The 25112-nt window shown below is 70.1% G+C and carries 20 protein-coding genes; 13 read left to right on the top strand and 7 right to left on the bottom strand.

Translation table 11 applies throughout. The features are described 5' to 3' along the window. The first annotated feature begins 53 nt into the window (after nt 1–53). Nucleotides 54–986: a helix-turn-helix domain-containing protein gene (locus tag G5C60_RS03710; protein WP_165254714.1), complete on the top strand. Its 933-nt coding sequence runs from the start codon at nt 54–56 to the stop codon at nt 984–986. Between the two features lie 304 nt (nt 987–1290). Then, complete coding sequence (locus tag G5C60_RS03705; RefSeq protein ID WP_165254713.1) at nt 1291–3210, top strand: ricin-type beta-trefoil lectin domain protein; 1920 nt, start codon at nt 1291–1293, stop codon at nt 3208–3210. Nucleotides 3211–3253: 43 nt separating this feature from the next. On the opposite strand, the gene G5C60_RS03700 is transcribed toward G5C60_RS03705, so the two are convergent. Continuing rightward, the gene (locus G5C60_RS03700) at nt 3254–5665 is read right to left on the bottom strand and encodes a SpoIIE family protein phosphatase (RefSeq protein WP_165254712.1); all 2412 of its coding nucleotides are present in this window, start codon (nt 5663–5665) and stop codon (nt 3254–3256) included. A 274-nt stretch (nt 5666–5939) separates the two neighbouring features. Between G5C60_RS03700 and G5C60_RS03695 the strand changes: the two genes are divergently transcribed. Beyond that, entirely contained in the window at nt 5940–9032 is a 3093-nt protein-coding gene (locus G5C60_RS03695; RefSeq protein ID WP_165254711.1) for a glycoside hydrolase family 2 TIM barrel-domain containing protein, read from the top strand. Here the strand turns inward: G5C60_RS03695 and qcrB are convergent. From qcrB to G5C60_RS03675, 4 genes are all read right to left on the bottom strand, one after another. Beyond that, nucleotides 9004–10713 carry a cytochrome bc1 complex cytochrome b subunit gene (gene qcrB / locus G5C60_RS03690; protein WP_165254710.1) on the bottom strand — a complete coding sequence of 570 codons (1710 nt, stop codon included), beginning with the start codon at nt 10711–10713 and terminating at the stop codon, nt 9004–9006. The genes G5C60_RS03695 and qcrB overlap by 29 nt on opposite strands. After that, entirely contained in the window at nt 10710–11681 is a 972-nt protein-coding gene (sigJ, locus tag G5C60_RS03685) for an RNA polymerase sigma factor SigJ (RefSeq protein ID WP_165254709.1), read from the bottom strand. Before sigJ ends, qcrB begins: the two co-directional genes overlap by 4 nt. Nucleotides 11682–11825: 144 nt before the next feature. Further along, nucleotides 11826–12548: a 2OG-Fe(II) oxygenase gene (locus G5C60_RS03680; RefSeq protein ID WP_165254708.1), complete on the bottom strand. Its 723-nt coding sequence runs from the start codon at nt 12546–12548 to the stop codon at nt 11826–11828. Between the two features lie 90 nt (nt 12549–12638). Next, nucleotides 12639–13151: a methylated-DNA--[protein]-cysteine S-methyltransferase gene (locus tag G5C60_RS03675; protein WP_165254707.1), complete on the bottom strand. Its 513-nt coding sequence runs from the start codon at nt 13149–13151 to the stop codon at nt 12639–12641. Between the two features lie 186 nt (nt 13152–13337). Here G5C60_RS03675 and G5C60_RS03670 point away from each other — a divergent pair, with 186 nt between their 5' ends. From G5C60_RS03670 to G5C60_RS03660, 3 genes are all read left to right on the top strand, one after another. Then, entirely contained in the window at nt 13338–13583 is a 246-nt protein-coding gene (locus G5C60_RS03670) for a hypothetical protein (RefSeq protein WP_055617648.1), read from the top strand. A gap of 3 nt (nt 13584–13586) precedes the next feature. After that, nucleotides 13587–13964 carry a toxin Doc gene (locus G5C60_RS03665; protein WP_165254706.1) on the top strand — a complete coding sequence of 126 codons (378 nt, stop codon included), beginning with the start codon at nt 13587–13589 and terminating at the stop codon, nt 13962–13964. 350 nt (nt 13965–14314) lie between these two features. After that, complete coding sequence (locus tag G5C60_RS03660) at nt 14315–15937, top strand: ricin-type beta-trefoil lectin domain protein (protein WP_165254705.1); 1623 nt, start codon at nt 14315–14317, stop codon at nt 15935–15937. A 58-nt stretch (nt 15938–15995) separates the two neighbouring features. Here the strand turns inward: G5C60_RS03660 and G5C60_RS03655 are convergent, their stop codons facing one another. Next, nucleotides 15996–16571 (bottom strand): hypothetical protein, encoded by a 576-nt coding sequence (locus tag G5C60_RS03655; RefSeq protein WP_165254704.1) that lies wholly within the window; start codon nt 16569–16571, stop codon nt 15996–15998. A gap of 333 nt (nt 16572–16904) precedes the next feature. Here G5C60_RS03655 and G5C60_RS03650 point away from each other — a divergent pair, with 333 nt between their 5' ends. Continuing rightward, nucleotides 16905–17357, top strand: coding sequence for a protease inhibitor (locus G5C60_RS03650; protein ID WP_165254703.1), 453 nt, complete (start codon nt 16905–16907; stop codon nt 17355–17357). A 197-nt stretch (nt 17358–17554) separates the two neighbouring features. Here the strand turns inward: G5C60_RS03650 and G5C60_RS03645 are convergent, their stop codons facing one another. Further along, the gene (locus G5C60_RS03645; RefSeq protein ID WP_165254702.1) at nt 17555–17746 is read right to left on the bottom strand and encodes a hypothetical protein; all 192 of its coding nucleotides are present in this window, start codon (nt 17744–17746) and stop codon (nt 17555–17557) included. A 151-nt stretch (nt 17747–17897) separates the two neighbouring features. Between G5C60_RS03645 and G5C60_RS03640 the strand changes: the two genes are divergently transcribed. The 6 genes from G5C60_RS03640 to G5C60_RS03615 all read left to right on the top strand — a co-directional run. Next, nucleotides 17898–18611: a MerR family transcriptional regulator gene (locus G5C60_RS03640; protein WP_165254701.1), complete on the top strand. Its 714-nt coding sequence runs from the start codon at nt 17898–17900 to the stop codon at nt 18609–18611. A gap of 262 nt (nt 18612–18873) precedes the next feature. After that, nucleotides 18874–19728 (top strand): ABC transporter permease, encoded by an 855-nt coding sequence (locus tag G5C60_RS03635; RefSeq protein WP_165254790.1) that lies wholly within the window; start codon nt 18874–18876, stop codon nt 19726–19728. Continuing rightward, the gene (locus tag G5C60_RS03630; protein WP_165254700.1) at nt 19725–20612 is read left to right on the top strand and encodes an ABC transporter permease subunit; all 888 of its coding nucleotides are present in this window, start codon (nt 19725–19727) and stop codon (nt 20610–20612) included. Before G5C60_RS03635 ends, G5C60_RS03630 begins: the two co-directional genes overlap by 4 nt. A gap of 68 nt (nt 20613–20680) precedes the next feature. Continuing rightward, nucleotides 20681–22330: a type 2 periplasmic-binding domain-containing protein gene (locus G5C60_RS03625; RefSeq protein WP_165254699.1), complete on the top strand. Its 1650-nt coding sequence runs from the start codon at nt 20681–20683 to the stop codon at nt 22328–22330. Nucleotides 22331–22377: 47 nt separating this feature from the next. Continuing rightward, nucleotides 22378–23448: a LacI family DNA-binding transcriptional regulator gene (locus tag G5C60_RS03620; RefSeq protein ID WP_165254698.1), complete on the top strand. Its 1071-nt coding sequence runs from the start codon at nt 22378–22380 to the stop codon at nt 23446–23448. A gap of 34 nt (nt 23449–23482) precedes the next feature. Beyond that, nucleotides 23483–25112, top strand: a 1630-nt coding sequence (locus tag G5C60_RS03615; protein ID WP_165254697.1) for a DUF2264 domain-containing protein, incomplete at its 3' end; no start/stop codon positions are given.

Raw genomic sequence — 25112 nt, 5'->3', positions numbered from 1 at the left:
TTCAGACGGAAGCTCCGTACCTGCCACGCTAGGCCGCCGCGGATATCGGGAGGATGCCCGTGAACGCTGAGGGATTGCCCGAGCCTGCTGCCCCGGAGCCTGCCGCTCCGTCCCCGCCGCCGGGTCTTGTCACCGTCGGCCGATTCGACGAGCGGCCCGGCTACAGCGTCAACCGGCCACACGGCGCGGACAGTTGGCTGTTCACCTGGACCACGGGCGGGAGCGGGCGACTGAGCCAGGGTGCCGTCGAAACGCGCGCGGGCGCGGGCGATCTGGTGGTCCTCGGACCTGACGTTCCCCACCGCTACGCGGTCGCGCCGGGCGCGCGGCACTGGGCGTTCTGGTGGGTGCACTGCCAGGCCAGGCCGTCCTGGGCCGGCTGGCTGCGGCCGTACGCACGGGGTGACCGGCTGTACGCCGTCACGCCGGTCCCCGGCAGCGTCCACGAACGCGTGGAGTCGGCGTTCCGGCGGATGCTGGCCGACGCGCGGTGGACGGGGGAGGGCGCCCCGCCCGGCCGGATCGCCGCGCCGGGCACCTCCGAGGACGGCCAGGTGGCCGTCGCCCACGGAACGGCCGCCCGCGAACTGGCCCTCTGCTCCCTGGAATCGATCGTCCTGCTCGCGGCCGCCACCGCGCGCCCGGAGCCGCAGCGGTCCGGTGTCGACGTACGCGTCCGCCGGGCCGAGGCGCTGATCGCCGCCGACCCGGGCGCGCCGCACACCGTGGAGTCGCTGGCCGCGGGCGTCTCGCTCTCGCCCTCCCGGTTCGCGCACCTCTTCAGCCAGCAGCTCGGCCAGTCCCCGATGCGGGCGCTGCTCGCCGCGCGGCTGCTGCACGCCGCCCGGCTCCTGGAAGCCACCGACCTGCCGGTGGAACGGGTGGCGGCGGCCTCCGGCTTCACCAGCCCATTCCACTTCAACCGGGTCTTCCGGCAGCGCTATGGGACGCCTCCCGGCGCGTACAGGGCGGGGCTGCGGCGCTGATAGTCAGTTACACAGCAGCCCGATCTCCCGCGCGGAGTGCCGACGCGGCGATGAGCGGACTCCCATTTCTGCACGGCAAATCGGTACTTACTTCAGGTAAGTTCGGGAGACGAAATCCGAATGACTTTGCGAACTACATTTGCTGACAGTTTGTCACCTCCAAGTACCCGGACAGAAACGGGCATTGAGGGGATTCACTTGAACGGGACCGATGCGCTGTGCAAGGGTGCGCTTGTCAGCGTGTGGACAATTCCGTACCCAATGGTACGGGCTCATTCCGCACGGCTTTTGGAGGAAAGTGCACGTGAGCGACGCCACCGACGAGCAACTGCTGGCGCGGCACTGGGCAGCGGTCCACTCGTACGCGCGGCTCTGTACGAACGGTGCGCAGTACGCCGGGATGCTCACCACCGCCGCATTCACCCGGCTCTTCGGGGAATACGAACGGCGGACGGGATCGACAGCGGCATGGCGGCCACGGCTGCTGGTCACCGTGCGCCGTATCGCGGCGGAATGGGACGCGGACAAACGGCGATCACAGCTTCACCCCGAACTGCAGTCCGGCCCCGACGACGGTGACCGCGCCGTGGAACGGCTTCTTCCGCCGGAGAACAGGCGCCTGGTGTCCCGCGCTTTCCAGGACCTGCCGGAGAACGCCCGCTGCATTCTGTGGCACGTGGAAGTCGAGGCGGAGGACCTCGCGATACCGGCCGGCCTGATCGGCCTGACCGCCGAGGACGCTCCCCTCCAGCTGCAGCGGGCTCGTGAACTCTTACGCGCGGGCTGTCTGGAGGCGCACAGCGCACTCGCGCCCAGGGACGAGTGCCGTCGCTACAACCGACTGCTGGACGCGTCGCTCCGGCACAGCAGCACCAAGACCTCGCGCGATCTGCAACGGCACATGGACCAGTGCGGGTACTGCCGGTACGCGGCCGACCAACTGGACCAGTCCGGCGGCCGGCTGCCCGTGCTGCTGGCCGAGGCGGTGCTCGGCTGGGGAGCACGGACCTATCTCGACTCCCGGCCCGGCCGCCGCGCCCGGATCGAGGAGGCGCAGGCTCGCCCGGTCGTGGCCCAGGCGCCCACAGGCCCAATCGTGGGCGACGCACACACGGGCCCGGTCGTGGCCGCGACCTCGGGTGAATCCTGGACCGCCGCCCCGGCGGGTGACGCCCATCCCCATGACGCCCATCCCCATGACGCCCACCGCCATGAGGCGCAAGCCCCCACGCACCTCGACAACCGCCTCCCGTACCCCGACAACATCCCCGCGTACCCCGACCTGCCCCCCGTGGAGCGCGACCCCGCGGAGCCCAGAAGGCGCTCGCGCGGCCGGAGAACCCTCGCCCTGGCCGTGCTCACAGTAAGCGCGTGCGTCGTCGTACCGCTCCTCCTGTGGGCCGGCGCCAGGGACGGCGCGAAGTCCCCCTCCGACGCCGGCACCGGAACGGCGTCCAGGACGCCCGACGGCAGGACACCCAGTGCCGGGCCGTCCAGGGCCGGCTCGGGCGACTCGTCGTCCGGCACACCGCGCGGCCGGCTGCGCAATGCCGCGAACGATCTGTGCGTCGGTATCGCCGGCAGCGAGGCGGTCAAAGGCGCGGAGGCCGTGCTCACCACCTGCACCTCCTCCGCCCGGCAGCAATGGTCGTACGAGAGCGACGGGTCGCTCCGCAGCCTGGACGCCCCCGAGCTGTGCCTCGACTCCCGCCTCGCCTCGTCGGTCCGGCTGGGCCCGTGCAAGGGCAGCACCGTGCGAGACACCAAGAACGTGCGGTACGACTTCACCCTCCAGGACAACCTGGTGCCGCTCGCGCGCCAGGAACTGGCCCTGACACCCGCCGCGCCAGAGGGTGAGACGGCCCTCGTCCTCAAGACCCGGGACGACAGCGAATCCCAGCGCTGGCAGTTCGACTCCTCGGTGGACTCGCTCCAGATGGAGTGGATCAACGCCTACACGGACGGCGATTCACCGAAGCCGACACGCGGCGCCACTCCCACGCCCACCCGCACACCGTCCCCCACACCGAAGCCCGCACCGCCCGAGTCGTCCTCGGCTCCACCGCCGGCGATCCCCACGCCCGACCGCGGCCAGGCGTGCTACGGCTACTACTGCTGGGACGGCGGGCACGACGGCTCCGGCGGCGGTTACGAAGGCGGCTGGTCGGGCGGCGGCTGGTCCGGCGGCTGGTCCGGAGGCGGCGGGTTCGGCGACCGACGCTGAACCGAAGCGCGCGGCCGGAGGTCACGAAACGAGCTGCCGGAGGTCATTCCCCGTCCAGGGTCAGCTCCGCCCAGATCGTCTTCCCCTCGGGCGTGTGCCGGCTGCCCCAGCGCTGGGTGAGCTGGGCGACCAGGAGCAGGCCGCGCCCGCCCTCGTCGAAGGTCTTGGCGCGGCGCAGGTGCGGGGCGGTGTGGCTGGCGTCCGACACCTCGCAGATCAGCGTCGCGGAGTCATGGATGAGGCGTAGCCGGATGGGACGGTCGCCGTACCGGATGGCGTTGGTGACGAGCTCGCTGACCACGAGCTCGGTCGTGAACGCCGCCTCATCCAGCTGCCAGGTGCCCAGCTGCTGGACGACCTGCTTGCGGACCGGGCCGACGAGGGCTGGATCGGCGGGGATGTCCCAGGTCGCGACCTGAGAGGCCGGAAGTCCGCGCATACGGGCGAGGAGCAGGGCCACGTCGTCGGGAACGCCGGTCGGTGGGAGCAGCGACTGGAGGATGTGGTGGCAGGTGTCGTCCAGGGAGCTCGAGGGCCGGGCCAGTGCCTGGTACAGCATCCGGTGACTGACGTCGAGGTCCCGGTCGCGGCTCTCGATCAGGCCGTCGGTGTACAGGGCGAGCACGGTGCCTTCGGAGAGCGTGAGCTCGACGGACTCGAACGGCAGCCCGCCGACGCCCAGGGGAGGCCCGGGCGGTACGTCGATCTCCTCGGGCGGGCCGTCCGGCGGGAGCATCACCGGTGGCGGATGGCCGGCCCGCGCCAGGGTGCAGCGGCGGCTGACCGGGTCGTACACGGCGTACAGGCAGGTGGCCCCGACCTCGCCCGTCGTGCCGTCGCTGCCCGCCTCCTCGGAGAGCCGGACGACCAGGTCGTCGAGGTGGGTCAGCAGCTCGTCCGGCGCCAGGTCGATGTCGGCGAGCGTGCGTACCGCCGTCCGCAGCCGCCCCATCGTGGCCGACGCCTGGACTCCGTGGCCGACGACGTCCCCGACGACCATGGCGGCCCGCATGCCCGACAGCGGGATCACGTCGAACCAGTCGCCGCCGACCCCGGCCTGCGCCGCGGGCAGATAACTCGACGCCGCTTCGAGGGCTGCCGTGCGCGGCAGCGTCCGCGGCAGCAGGCTGCGCTGCAGGGCGAGCGCGGTCGCGCGTTCGCGGGTGTAGCGGCGGGCGTTGTCGATGCAGACGGCCGCCCTGGCCGTGACCTCCTCGGCCAGCAGGACGTCGTCGGGCGTGAAGGGGTCGGGCCGCCGGAACCGGGTGAAGACGGCGACGCCCAGGGTCGTGCCGCGGGCCTGGATGGGTACCGACATCGTCGAGTGGATGCCGTACTCCTTGACGCGTTCGAAGCGCGGCCGGTCCCAGGCGAGCCACTCCGACAGCGTGGACGCCAGGTCCGAGGCCACGATGGGCCGGCCGGCCACCAGGGAGTCGGCCTGGGGCGAGGACGCCGGATAGACGTCGACCTGGCCCGGCTTGACCACGGCCTCGGGGGTGCCGGGGTGCACCGACCGGTGGGCGGCGCGGCGCAGGCTGACGGGGGCGGACAGACGCCCGGAGTACGGTTCGCCGCCCTGGTCCAGCGGGTCCATGAGATCGATGCTCACGAAGTCGGCGAGCGCGGGCACGCACACGTCGGCCAGCTCCTGGGCCGTGCGTCTGACGTCGAGGGTGGTGCCGATGCGGATGCTCGCCTCGTTGACGAGCTGGAGGCGCTCGCGGGCCAGGTACTGCTCGGTGAAGTCGTGTGCGGCCAGACAGACGCCGCGTACCCTGCCCTCGGTGTCCGTGAGCGGCGCGATCCGCGCCAGCCAGGCGTGCGGCTGTTCCTCGCTGCCGGCCCGCATGTACGTCTGCACTTCCTCCGGTCGCCCGGACAGAAGCACCCGGAGCATGTGCCGCTCGAGGTCCTCGCTCTGCGGCCTGGCCCCGATCTCGGAAAGCCGCAGCCCGCGGATCCGCTCCTCGGGGAGACCGATGTTGTCGGCCATCGCCTCGTTGATCCGGCGCAGCCGCAGCCGCTCGTCGTAGATCGCCGTGGCGCAGGGTGCGTGGTCCAGGAGCGCGGTCGTCAGGGGGTCGTCGTCGGACAGCGGGTCCATGGCGGTGAGAGGGGAGACGACCAGCCAGTCGCTGCGGTCGCCCCGCTCGGGCCGTAGCCGATGGGCGAGCAGCCATACGTTCCGGGGGCTGCCGTCCTGGTGGCGCAGCGTGAGGCGGCCGCTCCAGCGCCGGCTCGTCGGCTCGGGCCGTCCGACCTCGCCGCCCGGGGCCACCAGGTCCACGGCGGGGCGGCCCAGTACGTCGGCCGGGGCATGGCCGAGCAGGCGACGGGCGCCCTCGTTCCACTGGACGAGGATGCCGTCCGCGTCGAGGACAGCCCGTGCCGTGGCGGTCTCGTCGAACGGGTAGTCCGGACCGTCCGGCGGTGTGTCGTCGTGGCTCCTCATCGTCGCCACTCTCCATTGCGGACACTGACAGTGATCAGATGCGTCACTCGGGTCCCAGAGTAGTCCGTGCAGGGGGTCCGCACACGGCCTGCGGCCCACCGGCACCGGCCGTCGTTCCAGGCCGTCCCGCCACCGGGGGTTTCAGGCCGATGTGACGTGACGGACAGAAGAGGGCTGCCGGAGTCTTGACGGTCCTGAGTGTCGCACCGTCAGAATCTGTTTGTTCGCGAGCAGTTATGAGCAATTGTGAGCGCTTGGCGAAAGGGAACCTGTCATGACGGTGACGCGCAGATCGGTACTGATCGCAGGAACGGCGACACCCGTGGTCCTTGCGGGGGCCACCGATGCACAGGCCGCACCCCGGGCCCGCACCGCCGTCGGAGGGCGGACCGTCCCGTTACGTGACGGCTGGCGCTTCGCGCTGGTCAACCCGTCCGGCATCACCGACCCCACCGGCGCGTACGCCCGGGCCGCCGAGCCCGGCTACGACGACTCGGACTGGCGGCACGTCGCCGTGCCGCACGACTGGAGCATCGAGCAGACCCCCACCACCGAGCACGGCACCACCAGCGGCACCGGCTTCCTTCCCGGCGGCCTCGGCTGGTACCGCATCTCCTTCACCCTGCCGTCCGCGTACGCGGGCAAGCGTGTCTCCGTCGAGTTCGACGGCGTCTACATGGACTCGTCCGTCTACTGCAACGGCAAGCTCGTCGGCCAACACCCCTACGGCTACACGGGGTTCGCCCTCGACCTCACCGATCTGCTGCACACGGACGGCAAGACCGCGAACGTCATCGCCGTCAAGGTCCAGAACCAACTGCCCAGCAGCCGCTGGTACTCCGGCAGCGGGATCTACCGCGAGGCCCGCCTCGTCGTCACGGAGCCGGTGCACGTCCGGCGGTGGGGGACGTATGTGACCACGCCCGAGATCGAGGAGGGGCACGCGCTCGTACGGGTGGAGACCAGCGTCGAGAACGCCTCGGGCGCCGTCAGACTGGTCGAGGTCAGATCGAGAGTCGTCGACCCCGACGGCCGTACGGTGGCCCGCGAGACCTCGACGCTCAAGGTCGGGAAATCGGCCACCGAGACTCAGCAACTGACGGTGAACAAGCCCAGGTTGTGGTCCTCCGACAACCCGGACCGGTACACCCTGCTCACCGAACTCCGTGTCGACGGTGAGATCACCGACACCTACCGCACCCCCTTCGGCATACGGCGCGCCATCTTCGACCCCGTCGACGGAATGACCCTGAACGGCGTCCCCACCAAGATCCGCGGCGTCAACCTCCACCACGACCTGGGCGCACTCGGCGCCGCCGTCGACGCGGACGCCGTCGAGCGGCAGCTGAAGATCATGCAGGACATGGGGATCAACGCCCTGCGCACCTCGCACAATCCGCCCGCGCCCGAGGTGATCGAGGCCTGCGAGCGGCTCGGCATCGTGATGATGGTGGAGGCGTTCGACTGCTGGCGGCGCGGCAAGAACCCGTACGACTACGGCCGTTTCTTCGACGAGCACAGTGACGCGGACATCACCGAGATGGTCCTCGCGGCCCGCAACTCGCCCGCCGTCCTGATGTGGTCCATCGGCAACGAAGTCCCCGACTCGACCACAACCGCCGGACTGGCCATGGCGGACCGGCTCATCGACGGCATCAAGAAGCTCGACGACACCCGCCCGATCGTGATCGGCTCCGACAAGTACCGGGGCCTGCCCGCCGTCGGCTCGCCGGCCGACCTGATGCTCGCCAAGCTGGACGGGCTCGGCCTCAACTACAACACCGCCGCCTCCGTCGACGCCCTGCACGCCCGCTATCCGAACCTCTTCCTCTTCGAGTCGGAGTCCTCGTCCTCGACCTCCACACGCGGCACGTACCAGGAGCCGGAGCACCTCAACACGGGCGAGAACTACACCCCCGGCAAGCGCGCGACCTCCTCGTACGACAACAACCTCGCGTCCTGGACGATGAGCGGCGAGTACGGGCTGAAGAAGGACCGGGACCGGAAGTGGTTCACGGGGGAGTTCCTGTGGTCGGGCATCGACTACATCGGGGAGCCCACGCCGTACGACGTGTTCCCGGTGAAGGCGTCGTTCTTCGGGGCCGCCGACACGGCCGGGTTCCCGAAGGACGTGTACCACCTCTTCAAGAGCCAGTGGACCGACGAGCCCATGGTCCATCTGGTGCCGATGAGCTGGAACCACGAGGAGGGCGAGACTGTCGAGGTCTGGGCCTACTCGAACGTGGACACCGTCGAGCTCTTCCTCAACGGAAAGTCGCTGGGCACAAGGAAGTTCGACGAGAAGAAGACCACCGACGGACGCACCTACCTGGAGACGACCGAGGCGACCGGAGACGACAAGACCGTCACCGGCGGTCCCTGGCCCGGCAGTTACACCAGCCCCAACGGCAGCGCGGGCAAGCTCCACCTCACCTGGAAGGTGCCTTTCGCGCCCGGTGAGCTCAAGGCGGTGGCCCGCCGCGACGGCCGGACCATCGCCACCGACGTGCTGCGCACCGCCGGGAAGCCGCAGGCCGTGCGCCTCACTGCGGACCGCAAGTCCCTTCCGGCGGACGGCCGTTCGCTGTGCTTCGTGACCGCGGAGGTGGTGGACGCCCGCGGTGTGGTGGTGCCGGGCGCCGAGCACCTGCTGGCCTTCGACGTCGAGGGCGGCTCCCTGGCCGGGCTCGACAACGGACGCGAGGAGAGCGCCGAGCGCTATCAGGCCAGTACCCGCACCGCCTTCCACGGAAAGGCCCTGGCGATCGTCCGCTCCGGCAGCCGGGCCGGGCGCCTCACGGTCCGGGCGCGCGCGGAGGGGCTGCGGAGCGCCACCGTCACCGTACGCACGACGCCCGCGAACGCGAAGATCCTGACCCCGGCGCCGGAGTTCAAGCCCGACCCAGGTCCCGGCGCCCCGAACTCCCCTGTGGCGGACGCCAGTTACTCCGGCCGTCCGGACACCCTGCCCGCCGCGATGCTCGACGGCGATCCGGCCACCGGCTGGTCGAACGCCTTCCACAAGGCGCCCACCGCACTGCTGCCCGCCTTCAACGGCGCCCGCCCGCAGGACTGGGTCTCGGTCGACGTGGGACGCACCCGCACCATCGACCGCGTCGAGGTCTCCTTCTCCGTCGACGCGACGCACACCCTGCCCGCCACGGTCGAGGTCGCCCACTGGGACGGCCACCGCTACGTGCCCGTGAAGGGAGCCGAAGTCGACTGGGCCACCGCGTCCGACGCGCCGACGGTGATCACCTTCGACGCGGTACGGAGCAGCCGGCTCCGGCTCACCATGGCGAGCCGCCATCCGGGCGAGGCCCGGGGCGCCCAGCGGATCAGCCGTCTGGAGGTCCCGCCTCGCTGACCGCGGGGGCTGCCTGCGGCTCCTCGACCGCTTCTGCCGCTTCGACTGTTTCGACCGCATGGGCCTTGCCGTGCTCCTCGGCCGTCGGCTTCGGCACCTGCGTACCGGCGCCGTACAGACCGCGGGACAGCAGGGCCCGAAGCCGCAGCTTCGAGCCGTTCGGACTCGGCACGCCGTTCGCGTCCTGGGCGGGGCCGGGTTCGAGCGGCCGAGGCTGCTCGTGCTGGGTCAGGACGTGCAGTTCGGCGGGGGAGAGCGGCTGGTGCAGCTCGACGAACTCGCCGTGCGGGAGGCGCTTGATGACGCCGGTCTCGCGACCGTGCAGGACGAGGTCGCGGTCCCGGCGTTGCAGCCCCAGACAGATGCGCCGGGTGGCGATGAAGACCAGTACGGGCACGACGAACACGGCGATCCGGGCGGCCCAGGTGACCGTGTTGATCGACAGATGGAGGCGGGTGGCCACGATGTCGTTGCCGCCCGCCGCGAGCAGGATGAGATAGAGACTGATCCACGCCGTGCCGATGGAGGTGCGGATCGGCCGGTTGCGCGGGCGGTCCAGCAGATGGTGCTCGCGTTTGTCGCCCGTGACCCAGGACTCCAGGAACGGATAGACGCCGATGAAGATCAGGAGGAGGGGGAAGACGACGATCGGGATCAGCACGCCCAGGACCAGCGTGTGTCCGGCCATGTTGATCTCCCAGCCCGGCATGATGCGCACCAGGCCCTCCGCGAAGCCCAGATACCAGTCCGGCTGGGCTCCCGTGGACACCTGGTCGGAGCGGTAGGGCCCGTACGCCCAGACCGGGTTGATCGTCGCGATCCCCGCGATGAGCGTGATCGCCCCGAACACCAGGAAGAAGAATCCGCCCGCCTTCGCCATGTAGACCGGCATGAACGGCGCGCCCACGACGTTCCGTTCGGTCTTCCCGGCCCCCGGGAACTGCGTGTGCTTGTGGTAGAAGACCAGGATCAGATGGGCGACCACCAGCGCCGCCATGATGCCGGGTATCAGCAGGACGTGCAGCGAATAGAAGCGGGCGACGATGTCGTCCCCCGGGAACTCGCCGCCGAACAGGAAGAACGACAGATACGTCCCGACGACCGGCACCGACAGGGTCGCGCCCTCCACGAACCGCATCCCGGTGCCGGACAGCAGATCGTCGGGCAGCGAGTAGCCGAAGAGCCCCTCGAACAGGCCGAGGAACAGCAGCGTCCAGCCGAACAGCCAGTTGACCTCACGGGGCTTGCGGAACGAGCCCGTGAAGAAGTGCCGCATCATGTGCATGAGCATCCCGGCGATGAAGATCAGCGCCGCCCAGTGGTGCATCTGCCGGATCAGCAGACCGCCCCGTACGTCGAAGCTGATGTCCAGCGTCGAGGCGTACGCCTCCGACATCCGCACGCCCTTCAGCGGGACGTAACTGCCTTGGTACGTCACCTCGTTCATCGACGGATGGAAGAACAGCGTCAGATAGACGCCCGTGAGGATCAGTACGACGAAGCTCCACAGGCAGATCTCCCCGAGCAGGAACGACCAGTGGTCGGGGAAGACCTTGCGCAGATACTTCTTGCCGAGGCTGTGGGTGCCCAGGCGGCCGTCGAACCAGTCGGCCACGCGCTGCCCGGAGGAGGCCTTGTCGGCTCCCGGCCGGCCGGGCGATGTCTTCTCGAACGTGGTCATACGCCCTTGCCCTCCGTCGCCCCGCCCTTGTCGTACTTGCGCACGTGCGTGAGCTTGTCGGGGTTGCCGACGATGTAGACGCCGGACACCTGGTCGCCCTCCGGCGTGAGGTCCATGACCATCACCGCGTACGGGGAATCGCCGTCGAACAGCACGGCCGCGTCGTCGCCATTGACGCGCCGGTAGCTGATGTCGAGGCCCGCCCTGCCCCGCGACGCGTTCGCGGTGAGGAGCCGTACGACCTTGTCCCGGCCCCGCACCGGCCGCAGCCCCGCCCCGCGGGTCTTGCCGCCGCCGTCCGACCACACCGTGACGTCCGGCGCGAGAATCTCCATCAGCGCACCGATGTCACCGCCGAGCGCGGCCTCCACGAACCGCTCGGTCGCCTCCCTCCGCACCCGCGGATGCGCCTCGTACAGCGGGCGCCGGGCGTGCACATGCTGCCGGGCACGGTGCGCGAGCTGGCGTACGGCAGCGGGACTGCGGTCGATGACGTCGGCGATCTCGGTGTGGGCGTAGCCGAACACCTCGTTCAGGACGAACACCGCCCGCTCCAGCGGGGTCAGCGACTCCAGGACCACCAGCATCGCCATCGAGACGGACTCGGCGCGCAGGGTGCGGTCGGCGGCATCCGGCGGCGGCTCGTCGACGGCCTCCGCGACGAGCGGCTCGGGCAGCCACGGGCCGACGTAGGTCTCACGGCGTCGGCTGAGCACGGCCCGGCGCTTCAGCGCGTGGTTCACCGCGATGCGCACGAGATACGCGCGCGGGTTGCCGATCTCCTTCAGCGGTGACCGGCTGCGGCTGCCGGACCAGGACAGCCAGGTCTCCTGCAGCACGTCCTCGGTATCGGCGACGCTGCCGAGCATGTTGTAGACGATCGCGAACAGCAGCTCGCGATGGTCCATGAACACGTGGGTCGCCGTGTTCAGGGCCTTGTGGGTCTCCAGTGCCGGACTTTCGGACATGCCTGTGCCTCCCGTAGCGCGCCTCACTACTTCGAGGGCTCCGGGGGTCCGGAATGTGACATCCGGCAGGGCAATGTGACGTACGTCTCAGCGGCGTATGTGTCGTACGTGTCGGGCGGACCGTGTCGCCGTTGCCGCGAGCCGTCAGGAAGCGTCGTGGAAGACCAGGCCCAGCGCGTGCCGACGGCCCGAGCGGACGGTGCTCACGCCGTGCCGCATGGCGCCCGCGGACCAGCCGCGCTTCGTACGTACGGGCCGGTCACGTGTCGTGAAGATCAGGCCGTGCCCCTGCCGCAGCACGGTCGACGTGCCCCGGGACTGGGCGCGCGGGCGCTGCTCGACGAGCAGGAACTCGCCGCCCGTGTAGTCGCTGCCGTACTCGTCCAGGCCGATGACGACCTGGAGCGGGAAGAGCATGTCGCCGAAGACGTCGCGGTGCAGGGCGTTCCAGTCGCCCTTCCCGTAGCGCAGCAGGATCTGCGCCGAGCGGTCCTGTCCCGCCTCGTGGCACAGGGACAGCCACTCCTCCAGGGTGTCCGGCCAGGGCGCCGGGCGGCCGAGGCGGTCGGCCCAGTCGCGGGCGACCGCCAGCAGCCGCGGGTAGAGGGCAGCGCGCAACGCGGCCACGGGCGGAGGCAGTTGGTGGGTGAAGTACCGGTACTCGCCGGAGCCGAAGCGGTGCCGGGCCATGTCGACGGTCGTGCGGAACAGCTCCGGCTTCTCGTACAGCGCGGCCAGCTCACGGCACTCGGCGGGCGTCAGCAACGGGGGAGTGAGCGCGCAGCCGAACGCGTCCAGCTCCTCGGTCAGGGCAGGCCAGTCGGCGGCGTCCACGCGGCGGCGGGCCTGAGCCGGGGTGGGGGTCATCAGCGTCCCTCCGTGGTGATCAGGGCTGGGTCAGCGACTTATAGGTCAGGGATTCATAGGTCAGTGACTTGTGGGTCAGTGGCTTGTGGGTCAGGCCAGCATCGGCTGCAGCGCGCCCTCGAGCGTCAGCAGCTGTACCTTGCGCTCGACGCCGCCCGCGTACCCGCGCATCGAGCCGTCCGCGCCGATCACGCGATGGCAGGGGCGTACGACGAGCAGGGGATTGGCCCCGATCGCCGCGCCCAGCGCACGGACCTCGGCCCTCGGCGCGCCGAGCCGCTCGGCGAGCGCGCCGTACGTGGTCGTGGCGCCGTAGGGAATGTCCTCGAGCGCCCGCCAGACCCGCCGCTGGAACTCGGTCCCGGTGTCGGCGAACTCCAGCTCGAACGCGTGGAGTTGCCCCGCAAAGTATGTGGACAACTGGCGGGCCGCCTCGCCGAACGCGGCATCGTCGCGCCGCCAGTCCTTCCCGACGACCGGGGCGTTCTTCTGTCCCGGGACGGACAGCGAGGCGAGAGCGATGCCGCCCGGTGCCGTGGCCGACTCCTCGCCCACGAGGAGCAGCTCGCCCAATGGGCTGTGGATGGTCGTGTACGTCGGCATGGATCCATTCCTTTCCCTCAACACGTATCTTTCGGCACGTTCTTTCGGCACGTACGAGTCTGGTGCCGCGAGCGCCGTATCACCGGCGGGAATCGGACATCGCGCTCCCACCCGCCAGGTACCGCCGAGCACCGTACTTGACCTGCGGCTATTTACGAGTAAGTACCCGCGCGGTACCGTGAGGGTATGCCAGCTCTCAACGTGGAATTCAGCGAGCGCGAGCTCGAGGATCTGCGGCAGATCGCCAAGGAGCGCGGTACGTCGATGAAGGCCCTGGTACGCGAAGCGGCGGCGGCCGACATCGTGCGGCACCGCGCACTGCAGGAAGGCGCGGACGTTTTCCGCCGGTTCTTCGCGGCGCACGCCGACGAGTTCGCCGCGGCCTTCCCCGACGACGAACCACCCACCAAGGGCGAGGGGCGGGCCGCCTGACCCATGGCCCCCGTCATTCATATCGACGTTCCGTGGCTGCTCCAGCGCCACGAAGAGGTGCTGCCCGACCAGCCCACGGTGAACGACTTCTCCGCACTCGTGGCCGCGGTGGCCAGGCACCGCGTGGATCCGCCCCGGCTCGGCGTGGACTCGGACCCGGCCTGGCGCGCCGCCGCGCTGCTGCACACCCTGGCCATGCTCAAGCCCCTGCCGTCCGCCAACGCCCGCTTCGCCTGCGCGACGGCGGTCTCGTACATGTTCGTCAGCGGTGTCGGAATCGACCCGCCCTACGGGGCTCTCGTGGACCTCGCGCGTGACCTGATGTCCGGAAAGGCGGACGTCTTCGGGGCGGCCGACCGCCTGCGCTCCTGGCAGATCTGAAGACCTCTCGGCATTCTCGAAAATCGGTGCGAGCGTGGCCACTTGGCCTGACCAGCCTTGACTTTCCTTCAGACCTCGGATGTTGCTGAAGTCGCCCAAGTGGCTTGTTGGGTGTGAGAGATTTGTGCAAGGGTGAACTTCCTCGCGCATGGTTAATGGCCGGGTCTGATTCGATGTCCGGGTTTTAGTTCTGCCGATTTTGCTCAAAAGGCTGTCGGCCGACGGCACGACCGGTCACCGTCCGGCTGCTTTCCAGGCGCCAAGCCAGAAAGGTATGCACCAATCAGGAGCACCTTTTCGGCGGCCATAACTTCTGTGTGCCATCTTGTGCCTTGGAAGGACCCCGCTCAGTGCACACCCCCCACCCACCTCGTCCCACCTATGCCCCCGGCCCCGGAGCCGCTTCCGGGGTGTCGGACGAGAGCCTCGCCGCCCTCCTGCGGGCGCAGCCGGAGGGCGAACTCACCCACTCGATCGCGCTGTTGATGGCGCGGCACTGGCAGCCGGCGCACGACTACGCGGTCATCTGCCTCGCCACCTCGACGGATGTCTCCTCGATGGTGACCGCTGCCGCCTTCCAGCAGGTCCTCGACCGCCTCAGGCGCGCCGGGTCCGCTGCCGCGCTGCGTCCCCAACTCCTCGTGACCGTACGGGACACGGTCACGACATGGTCCGCCGCGGACCATATATCCGGCGTTCTGCCGGAACTCCGGAAACCCGCCGGAGGCCGTGGCATGCGCGCCACGAAGTCGATGACGCCGGAAAATCGCAAGCTCGCCGAACGCTCTTTCCAGGCTCTCCCGGGACTCGCCCAGTGCGTGCTGTGGCACACCGAGGTCGAGGCCGAGCACATATCCGTACCCGCCGGTCTGTTGGGAATGGATGTCGGTATCGCCTCGGCTGCCCTTGACCAGGCGCGTGAGCAATTCCGCGAGGGCTGCGTACGGGCCCATCGTGAACTCGCACCGAACAAGGATTGTCGCTACTACAACCGTCTCCTGGACGTCCCGATTCGGCGCGGCGGCGCCTTGCTTCCCGATGTCCAGCAGCATCTGCTGGAGTGCCGCTTCTGCCGTTACGCGGCCGAGCAGCTCAGCCATTTCGAGGGCGGCCAGAGCGGTCTTGGTGTGCTGCTCGCCGAATCGGTGCTCGGCTGGGGTGCCCGCCGCTATCTCGACTCACGTCCGGGCCGGGGCCAGTCCGTGGCGCGGTCGGGCCGTTCCGGCGGCAGGCGGCAGGGCGGCGGCCGCCATCGCCAACGCCTGCTGCCCCAGTTCCCCACCGGGAGCCGACGGTCCCCGCAGGGCAGGATGAACTCGAAGGCCCTGCTCACCGGAGCGGGAGTGGTTTCCGGGGCACTGCTGGCGACCGTCCTGATCACCACCCTCTGGTCCCAGGACGACGGCGCCGGCGACCCCTCCGCCTCCGGCACCACCGGCCCCGGACAGAGCGCGAGCCCCGGCCCTCAGGCCCCGCCGGCCGGGTCGACGTCCCCGCCTCCCGGAGTCGCCACGCCTCCCGTGCAGACCCGGCTGCGCAATCTTGCCGCGGATCTCTGTCTCGACATCAAGGACGGCAAGGCGAAGTCCGGTGCCGCGGGCAAGCTGGCGGTGTGCTCCTCCGTCCAGACCCAGCAGTGGTCCTACGAGGAGGACGGACTGCTGCGCAGTGTCGCGAACCCCGACCTGTGCCTCGACTCCCACGTGGACGCCGGCGTGGTCGTCCTGGGCGGATGTGCGGACGCCGACTCCAAGCGGGGCGACGACGTGCGCTACGACCTCACGGTGCGGGGGGAGTTGCTGCCGCGCTGGCGCGAAGGCCTCGCGGTCACGCCTGCGTCCAAGGACCCGAACGCGGACGTGGTCGTCAAGGTCCGCGACAGGTCCGACGAGCAGCGGTGGCGGACCGATGCCACCTCCACGGCGAGCCCCGAGTCCCTGTCGATCGCGGAACCCGTGAGCGACACCGGCTGAGCGCTCCGCCGGAAGTGCGCATGCGGGCCACGGTGAGCGCAAGCGCGGTCAACTCCGGTCACTCGTCGGTCGGTTCGTCGCGCGGCGTGTCCTCCGGTTCCGTCTCCTGAGCCGGGGCGTCGGGTCCCTGTGCGCGAACCCGCTGGACGTGTTCCAGGGAGTCCCGGAGCTCCGCGAGCCAGTCGTCCGTGTGGCGTTCGACGAGGCGTACGCACCAGGCGAGCGCATCGCTGCGGCTGCGGGCGACACCGGCGGCGATCAGGGTGTCCAGCACCTGCCGCTGGGGTTGCCGCAGCCGGGTCATGACGGGCGCGGCGACATGCGTGAAGAGCGCGCGCTCGCCCCCGCACTCCACGCCCCACGAGACCTTCTTGCGGAAGCGGTGCTCGGCCTCGCGGGCCACCGCGACCCGGTCGTCACGGGTGCGCTCCCGGAACTCCTGGATACGGGACTGGACGGCAGCCTCCTTCTCGGCGGCCGAGGCGCCCTCGGTGAGCCGGGGCTCGGCTATGCGGCCGATGACGGTGATCTCCTCGCGGTCGACCGTCACTTCACTGAGGCTTTCGAAGAGAGCGTCGGGCAGACGGCCGGCGAACCAGCCGCGCAGTTTCTCGTGCTGCTCCGATGTAATCATGTAATGAAAGTTACTCCCTCGTGCGTCGATCACAAGGGATCCGCGTCAGCTCGTAGCGGAATGTTTCAGGCCTATTGCTGAGCGGTGCATATCCGGCCAGGCCGCCCCTTGCGCGGAGCGGCGCCCGCTCAGTTACGGCATGGGTGTGCTCAAATTCCGTTACTTCACGCCACTGATTCAACACACAACGTTACTGAAACACGTGGGGCCGACGTGAGTTTCCGCCGCGGACTCGGCAGACTCGCGCTCGCCGGTCCGGCACACAGGACCCGGCCCCGAACGTTCCGGAACGCAAACGTTCCGGAACGTCACCCAAGCGGAAGGATGCACACAATGCCGAACACCGCACGCTGGGCAGCGACCCTCACCCTGACGGCCACCGCCGTCTGTGGACCCCTCACCGGAGCCGCCCTCGCCGCCCCCGAGCCTGCCCCGTCCCCGTCCCCGTCCTCGTCCTCGCTCCACGCCCCCTCGGCCCTCGTGCTCACCGTGGGCCACGGCGAGAGGGCGACCACCGCCGCTCCCGAACGCGCGGTCACCCTGACCTGTGCGCCGACTGCCTCGGGTACGCACCCGGCCGCGGCGCAGGCCTGTGCCGAACTGCGCATGTCCGGCGGGGACTTCGATTCGCTGGCCGGCAGAGGCAAGGGCATGTGCACCCGTGAGTACCGCCCCGTGGTCGTCACGGTCGATGGCGTCTGGCAGGGCCGGCGTGTCTCGTACGAGCGCACCTTCCCGAACGAGTGCGTGAAGAACTCCTACGGGATGACCGTCTTCGCGTTCTGAGGACCGGGGTCGCGCGACGCCCGTGAACCTCGACCAGGGTCTGTAGTTGGGGAGTGCGGGCCCTGTCGCGGGTGCCACGCGATCTCGCACCGGGGGTCGGCGGCGACGGAAGTGGGGCCGTCCCGCCGACCCCCGGCATCAGCTGCCCCCCCGGCATCAGCCGACCCCTGATATCAGCGGGCCCCCGCACCTCCCGCTCACTCGGCCCCGGTGATGCTCCACCCTCCGACCTCGCGGTACTCGGAGTCGTAGATGACCGAACCGTCGCCCGGCTTCAGCTCGTAGTGCTGGAGATTCCCGCCCCAGTACCGCAGGATCCGCCCCAGCTCCTTGACGGCGTTCCCGTCCCAGCCGGTGTCCCCCATGTCGACCTCGAGCACGAACTTCACGTCGGCGTCCTCCCCTTCCCTGTCGTGTGCAACTCGCTGTGCTGCTCCTTCAATCGTTTCATTGAAGTGCTTTTTGAGACTTGAGCGCGATGCGGGCCACCTCAGCGCCCTCACATACCCTGAAACCCTCAAATCGAGGCAGGGAGTCACGGTGGGCGACCGACTGCGGGCCGTCGATCTCGCGCGTGCCGCGGGCCTTTCGACGCAGCAGATCCGCAACTACGTGGAGTCGGGCATCCTGCCGCCCGTCGAGCGCACGGACAGCGGCTATCGCGTCTTCACGACCGCACACGCCGAGGCGCTGGGCGCGGCCCGCGAGCTGGCCGCCGGCCACGGCTGGCCGACCACCGGCGCGATCATGCGCGCCCTGCACGACGGAGCACTGGACACCGCGCTCGCCGTCCTCGACGAGAGCCATGCCGAACTCCACCGGGAACGGACCCGGCTCGCCGAAGTCCTCGACGCCGTGGACACGCTGCTCGCGGACGAGGCCGCGCCCACTGAGCGCGGCGGTCTGCGTATCGGCGAGGTGGCCGACGTCGTCGGCGTACAGACACCCGTCCTGCGGCTGTGGGAAGCGCGCGGCCTGTTGCGGCCCACGCGCGAGAAGGCCACCGGGTACCGGCTCTACTCCGCGTCCGAGGTGCGGATGGCGCAGGTCGTCGCGCTCCTGAGGGGCGGCAACGTTCCCTTCGCCACGATCGAGGCAGTCCTCGCCGAGCTGCGGATCACGGGCAGCCCTGAGCGCGTTCGCGCCGAACTCGCCAGACGTGAGGCCGAGTTGAACCGCCGGAGTCTGCGCCGGCTGCGGGGCTCGGCGGCCCTCCACGCGTACATCCATGCGCATCTCCAGCATCGCACCTAAAACGTTTTCAGGCATCGACGCAGGTCGGAGCGCAAGCCGCACCACGGGCGACCACCCGTTGATGTCAGAAGTGTTGACGCCGCGTTGGAAACGTTTTAATTTCTCGGCACCCCGACAGCCAGAGTGAGGAGGCTCCGTGGCCGCGGTGTTGCGGGAGCGTACAGGCAGGGAGGCGGTGAGCCCTTCTCGCCGCCGTCCGCCTGATGCGCGTACGAAGCGAAAAGGTTTTCACAGCCGTAGAAGCCGGACGTTGTTCCTGCTGATGCTGCCCGGGCTCGGCTACTTCCTGGTGTTCCACTACGGCGCGCTGGTGGGCAACGTCATCGCGTTCAAGGACTACGTGCCCTTCGACGGCATCTGGGGCAGTCCATGGGTCGGCCTGGACAACTTCCAGCGGATGTTCCAGGACACCGAGTTCTGGGACGCGGTCCTCAACACGCTCTGGATCGCGGTTCTGCAGATCGTCTTCTACTTCCCGGTCCCTCTGGCGCTCGCCCTGCTCCTGCACAGCCTCACCTGGAGCACCGTCCGGCGGTTCGTGCAGTCGGTGGCGTATCTGCCGCACTTCATCTCATGGGTGATCGTCGTCGCCCTGTTCCAGCAGGTCCTCGGCGACACCGGCCTGGTGAACAGCTATCTCGGCGACGCCGGGCTGAGCACCGTCGACATCATCGGCAACCCCGACGCCTTCAAACCGCTCACCGTCGCCCAGGTCATCTGGAAGGACGCAGGCTGGGGCACGATCATCTTCCTCGCCGCGCTGTCCCAGGTCGACGAGCAGCAGTACGAGGCCGCCGCCATCGACGGCGCGGGACCCTGGCGGCGCTTCTGGCACGTCACCCTGCCCGCGATCCGCCCGGTGATCGTCCTGCTGCTCATCATGCGGCTCGGCGACATCCTCTCCGTCGGCTTCGAGCAGATGCTCCTCCAGCGCGACGCGGTCGGCCCGCAGGCCGCCGAGATCATCGACACCTTCGTCTACTACCGGGGCATCATCGGCGGCGACTACGGGTTCGCCGCGGCGGCGGGCCTGTTCAAGGGCGTCATCGGAGCCGTGCTCGTCTACGCGGCCAACAAGGTCGCCCACCGCCTCGGCGAACAGGGGGTCTACAAGTGAGCGCCCACGTCCGGCCCGGCTGGATGGAGAAGCCGAAGCCCGCCACCCAGGCCGCCAAGGCGGTGGCCCTCATCGTGGTCGTCCTGCTGGTCTGCGTGCCGTTCCTGGTGATCCTGTCGACCTCGCTGGCCTCTCAGCGCGAGGTGGTCGCCAACGGCGGATGGGTGCTGTGGCCGCAGGACCCGACCCTCAAGGCGTACCAGGACATCCTCGAAGGCGGCATCGTCACCCATGCTCTCGGCGTGAGCGCGGGAGTGACCGTAGTCGGCACCCTGCTGAGCCTCGCCTGCACGGTGACCCTCGCCTATGCCCTGTCCCGCCCCGGCGTCTTCGGTGGCAAACCCGTCCTGCTGCTGGTGCTGTTCACGTTCCTCTTCCCGCCTGGCATGATCCCCAGCTTCCTGGTGGTCAAGGAACTCGGCCTGCTCGACTCGTACTCCTCGCTCATCCTGCCGGTGCTGGTGAACGTCTTCAACCTGGTCGTCCTGCGTGGCTTCTTCCAGGGCATCCCCGAGGAGTTGTACGAAGCGGCTCGCCTGGACGGCGCGGGTGACTGGCGCGTTCTGTGGTCGGTCGTGCTTCCGCTGTCGAAGGCCGCACTCGCCGTGGTCGGCCTGTTCTACGCGGTGGCGTACTGGAACTCCTGGTTCTTCGCCTCTCTCTACCTGGAGAGCGACCACTGGCCGCTCCAGCAGGTGCTGCGCACCTATGTGATCGCCGGCTCGGGCCTCACCGACACGACCACCGGCGAGGCCACCGTCAACGCTCCGCAGACCGTGCAGATGGCGGTCCTCGTCCTTGCCACCGTACCGATCCTGCTCGTCTACCCCTTCCTGCAGAAGTACTTCACGAAGGGCGTGCTCACCGGCGCCATCAAGAGCTGACACGAGCTGACACACGCGTCAATAGCTGACGCCCCATCAAGAGCCGCACTCAGAAAGGTCACTCGCCCATGCCCAGCATGTCCCGACGCACCCTGTTGCGTTCCATGGCCGCGGGGGGCGCCGCAGTCTCCGTCCCAGGTCTGCTGACCGCGTGCTCGACCGGTTCGGACGACGGCGACGTCTCCAGCGCGGGCAAGAAGCTCGCCCCCTGGCCCGCCTACCGGGCGGCCGCCGGGCCGAAGCCGGACCTCGCCCCCACCGACGCGGGCGTGCAGCCCGGCTACACCTCCTACCCCTCCGACCTGGTCACCTCGGTCAAGCGCACCCCGGGGGACGGCTCCACCATCAAGGTCATGTCCGTGACCTTCGGTACGCCGCCCAAGCCGGCCTCGGCCAACAAGTTCTGGGCCGCCGTGGAGAAGGCGCTCGGCGTGAAGATCGAGTACACGGTGATCCCCCAGACCGACTACCAGAAGAAGATGGCCACGGTGATGGCCGGCGACCCCGGCGAACTCCCCGACATCCTCAACGTCTTCTCCGGCTTCGAGCTGCCCCGCGAGGCCCAGTTCGTGCAGCGCAGGGCCGAGGATCTCACCCCGTTCCTGTCCGGTGACGCGATCGAGGACTACCCGAACCTCGCGGGCATCCCCACGCACGCCTGGCGGGACATGGGCCGCATCGGCGGCCGCATCTACGGCGTCCCGCTGGAGCGCCCGGTACCCGGTTCCACGCTCTGGGTGAACCAGGAATTCTTCACGGATGCCGGGATGAAGGAGGGCTGGACCTCGCAGGACTTCGCCGCCGTCGCCAAGCGGGGCACGAGCGGCAAGAAGTACGCGCTCGGCGCCGCGACCGGCTCGAACTTCGGCAACGCCGTGCACGCCGCGGCCCACAAGGCCCCGCACGGCTGGGCGGTGGACAAGAACGGCACCTTCCACGCCAACTTCCCGGACGAGCGCTACAAGGCGGCCGTCGCCTACCAGGCACAGCTGCGCAAGAACGGCTGCTACCACCCGGACGCGACCTCGATCTCGCAGCCCGACCTCAACACCCTCTTCCTCAACGGGACTGTCGGCTCGCTGCAGGACGGATTCGGCGGCTACCTGCCCAAGTACCTCGACTCCGAGGGCCTGTTGACCCCGGCCGCCGCCCTCCCGTACAGCGTGGACGGCACGCCCGGCGGGATCGTCGCGGCCCGGCGCTCCTTCGGCTACACCATCCTGAAGAAGGCGAAGAAGGAGCGCATCGAGCTGCTGCTGCGCATCCTGGACTACCTGGCCGCGCCCTTCGGCAGCAAGGAGTGGGAGCTCGTCCACTACGGCCTTGAGGGCACCCACTTCACGCGTGCCAAGGACGGTTCGCCGGGCGCCACCAAGCTGGGTGAGATCGAGAACAACAGCAACCTGCCGTGGAAGTACCTCGCCGAAGGCCCGCAGGTCCTGTTCGTGCCGGGCAGGCCCGAGGCCGTACGCGCCCTGCACGCCTGGCAGCAGAAGGTGGTACCGCACGCCATCCGCGATGCTTCGTACGGGCTGCAGTCCCGCACGGACACCAGCCAGGGCACCACCCTCAAGGCCTTGATGGAGGACACGATCACCGCCGTGATCGCCGGACGGTCGCCGATGTCGGAATACGACGCCGCCGTCAAGAAATGGCGCTCCGGCGGCGGCGACAGAATGGCCGAGGAATACGCCAAGGACTACGCCGCCAACACCTGAGGCGGCAGGGACCCACAGGCCACGGGCAAAGAGAAACGGGGAACGACATGGCGGCAAAGGGGCGGGTCACGATCCGCGAGGTGGCGGAGCGGGCGGGCGTGTCCGTGGCCACGGTCTCGCGTGTGCTCAGCGGCAACTACCCGGTCCCGCCGGCCACCCGAACCCGGGTGCTGAACGCGGCACGAGCGCTCGACTACGTCGCCAACGCGCACGCCCGCGCCCTGGTCGGCGCGGGCCGCAAGATGGTCGCCGTCGTGCTGCGCCAGGTCACCAGCCCCTTCTACGCCCAGGTCGCCGAGGGCGTCGAGGCGGAGGCGGCCGAGCGCGGCTGGCTCTGCGTGGTCGGTGCCACCGGCGGGGATCCGCAGCGGGAGATGGACTTCGTGCAGCTCATGCGCGAAGAGGGCGCCGGTCTGGTGATCCTGGTCGGCGGGGTCGTCGAGGACGACGCCTACCGGGAGCGCGTCGCGCACTACGCGCAGGCCCTCGACTCGTCGGGAGCGCGGCTCGTGCTGTGCGGACGGCCCGCGCCCGACCCCGACATCCCGGCCCTGGTCGTCGAGTTCGACAACGAGGCCGGGGCCCGTGCCATCACCGGCCATCTGCTCTCGGCGGGCCACCGCCGCATCGCCTTCCTCGGCGGACTTCCGGGCAACACGGCCCTCGACGCCCGCGTCGCCGGATACCGCGCCGCGCTCGCCGAGCACGGACTGCCGCCCGAGGCCGCGCATGTCGTCGACTGCGGCCTCGGGCGTGCGGCGGGTCACCGGGCGATGACCGAACTCCTCAAGACCGCGGACAAGACCACGGGGGAGTTCACCGCCGTCTTCGCCGGGGACGACATGGTCGCCGCGGGTGCCCTGCGGGCCATCGCCGACGCCGGGCTGCGGGTGCCCGGCGACATCTCCGTCGTCGGCTACAACGACATCCCGCTCGCCGAGGACTTCAGCCCCCCGCTCACCACCGTGCGCACCCCCGCCGAGGAACTCGGCCGGGCCGCGGTGCGCATCGCCCTGCGCGACCCCGAGCACGCCGCGGGCGCCCACCATCTGCTCGGCACCCACATCGTCGTACGCGACAGCGTCTCGCCGCCCCCGCCGGGGCGCGCAGACGGATGACAGCTGCCTCAAGTGACGGAGGATCCGCCCCCGTATGACCGCGCCGCATGTGTCGCTTCCCGACCCGACGCACCTTCCCCACCTTCCGCATCTGCCACCCACCGACCCCGTCGGCTCGCCCGTCACCGGCTGGACCCGCGCGCACTGGGAGACGATCGCCGACCGTCTCCTGGAGGGTCTGCTGCCCTACGCGTCAAAGGAGTTGGCGCACTACCGGCTGCCCGGCCGGGCCAGTCACTCCGGAGACTGGTCGGACGGCCTGGAGGGCTATGCCCGCTCCTTCCTGCTCGCCGCCTTCCGCATCGCCGGCTCCGGCGGACGGGTCTCCGAGGCCCTCATCGAGCGGTATGCGGCCGGGCTCACCGCGGGCACCGACCCGCAGGGCCCCGACCGCTGGCCGCCCATCACCGACCGGGCGCAGCCGATGGTCGAGGCCGCGTCCATCGCGATCGCCCTGCACGAGAGCCGCCCATGGATCTGGGACCGGCTCGACGACGGGGTACGCCAGCGGGTGGCCGCCTGGCTCGGCGGGTTCGTCGGGGCCCGGGTGAACGACTCCAACTGGCGGCTCTTCCAGGTGATCACGGAGGAGTTCCTCGCCTCCGTGGACGCCCCGCACAGCCGGGCCGACATCGACGGCGGCCTCGCCCGGCTCGAGGACTGGTACCGGGGCGGCGGCTGGTACACCGACGGAGACGGCCGGAAGTTCGACTCCTACAACGCCCTCGCCCTGCACCTGTATCCGGTCCTGTGGGCCCGTATCGCCGGACCCCGCGCGGACCCCGCCCGGGTGGCCGTCCACCGCTCCCGCATGCGCGAGTTCCTCACGGCCCACCAGTACTTCTTCGGCTCCGACGGCGCGCCCGTCCACCAGGGCCGCTCCCTGACATACCGGTTCGCCACGGCCGCCCCGCTGTGGGCCGGAGCGCTCGCCGGCGCCACCCCGTTGCCTCCGGGGCGCACCAGGCGCCTCGCCTCCGGGGCGCTGAAGCACTTCGCCGAGCGCGGAGTCCCCGATGAGCGGGGGCTGTTGAGCCTGGGCTGGTACCGGCCCTTTCTCCCGGTGACCCAGCGGTACTCGGGGCCCGCGTCGCCGTACTGGGCGAGCAAGGCGTTCCTGGGTCTGCTGCTGCCCGCCGACCATCCCGTGTGGACGGCGCCCGAGGAGCCGGGCCCGGTGGACACGGCCGACGCCTGTCTGGCGTTGCCCGCCCCCGGCTGGCTGCTGCACTCGACGGCGGCCGACGGCATCGTACGGCTGGTCAACCACGGCAGCGACCGACTGCCGCCGCCCCCGGCCGAGACCGAGGACAGCCCGCACTACGCGAAGTTCGCGTACGCGAGCGCGGCAGCCCCCGAGACCCCGCCGGCCGAGCCCGGGATCGGCCCCGACAACCACATCGCGCTCCTCACGGCCGACGGCACGACGGCGTCCCAGCGAGGCCGGATCCACCCCCTGGGCGCGAGCGGACGGCAAGCGGCGTCCTGGCACCGCGCCGTCCTCCCGGACACCGACGAGGGACACCGCATCGAGACGACCAGCGTGGTGCGCGGGCCCTGGGAGGTACGGGTCCACCGCGTCGAAGGGCCGCACGGCGCGGTCGTACGGGAAGGGGGGTGGGCCGTTGCCGACGACAGCGGGCCGTTGGAGGAGGCGACCGGGG

The organism is Streptomyces scabichelini, assembly GCF_011045015.1.
GTDB classification, from domain to species: Bacteria; Actinomycetota; Actinomycetes; order Streptomycetales; family Streptomycetaceae; genus Streptomyces; species Streptomyces scabichelini.
The sequence above is the reverse complement of the archived record's forward strand: the minus strand, read 5'-3'. Positions and strand labels throughout refer to the sequence as shown.

What these genes read in the sequence shown, in the direction of transcription:
- G5C60_RS03675 (WP_165254707.1), bottom strand. Translation starts at nt 13,151, where the DNA reads ATGCCGACGTACACGACCATCCACAGCCCATTGGGCGAGCTGCTCCTC.
- G5C60_RS03665 (WP_165254706.1), top strand. Translation starts at nt 13,587, where the DNA reads ATGGCCCCCGTCATTCATATCGACGTTCCGTGGCTGCTCCAGCGCCAC.
- G5C60_RS03700 (WP_165254712.1), bottom strand. Translation starts at nt 5,665, where the DNA reads ATGAGGAGCCACGACGACACACCGCCGGACGGTCCGGACTACCCGTTC.
- G5C60_RS03625 (WP_165254699.1), top strand. Translation starts at nt 20,681, where the DNA reads ATGCCCAGCATGTCCCGACGCACCCTGTTGCGTTCCATGGCCGCGGGG.
- G5C60_RS03680 (WP_165254708.1), bottom strand. Translation starts at nt 12,548, where the DNA reads ATGACCCCCACCCCGGCTCAGGCCCGCCGCCGCGTGGACGCCGCCGAC.
- G5C60_RS03670 (WP_055617648.1), top strand. Translation starts at nt 13,338, where the DNA reads ATGCCAGCTCTCAACGTGGAATTCAGCGAGCGCGAGCTCGAGGATCTG.
- sigJ (WP_165254709.1), bottom strand. Translation starts at nt 11,681, where the DNA reads ATGTCCGAAAGTCCGGCACTGGAGACCCACAAGGCCCTGAACACGGCG.
- G5C60_RS03650 (WP_165254703.1), top strand. Translation starts at nt 16,905, where the DNA reads ATGCCGAACACCGCACGCTGGGCAGCGACCCTCACCCTGACGGCCACC.
- qcrB (WP_165254710.1), bottom strand. Translation starts at nt 10,713, where the DNA reads ATGACCACGTTCGAGAAGACATCGCCCGGCCGGCCGGGAGCCGACAAG.
- G5C60_RS03620 (WP_165254698.1), top strand. Translation starts at nt 22,378, where the DNA reads ATGGCGGCAAAGGGGCGGGTCACGATCCGCGAGGTGGCGGAGCGGGCG.
- G5C60_RS03695 (WP_165254711.1), top strand. Translation starts at nt 5,940, where the DNA reads ATGACGGTGACGCGCAGATCGGTACTGATCGCAGGAACGGCGACACCC.
- G5C60_RS03710 (WP_165254714.1), top strand. Translation starts at nt 54, where the DNA reads ATGCCCGTGAACGCTGAGGGATTGCCCGAGCCTGCTGCCCCGGAGCCT.
- G5C60_RS03635 (WP_165254790.1), top strand. Translation starts at nt 18,874, where the DNA reads ATGCTGCCCGGGCTCGGCTACTTCCTGGTGTTCCACTACGGCGCGCTG.
- G5C60_RS03655 (WP_165254704.1), bottom strand. Translation starts at nt 16,571, where the DNA reads ATGATTACATCGGAGCAGCACGAGAAACTGCGCGGCTGGTTCGCCGGC.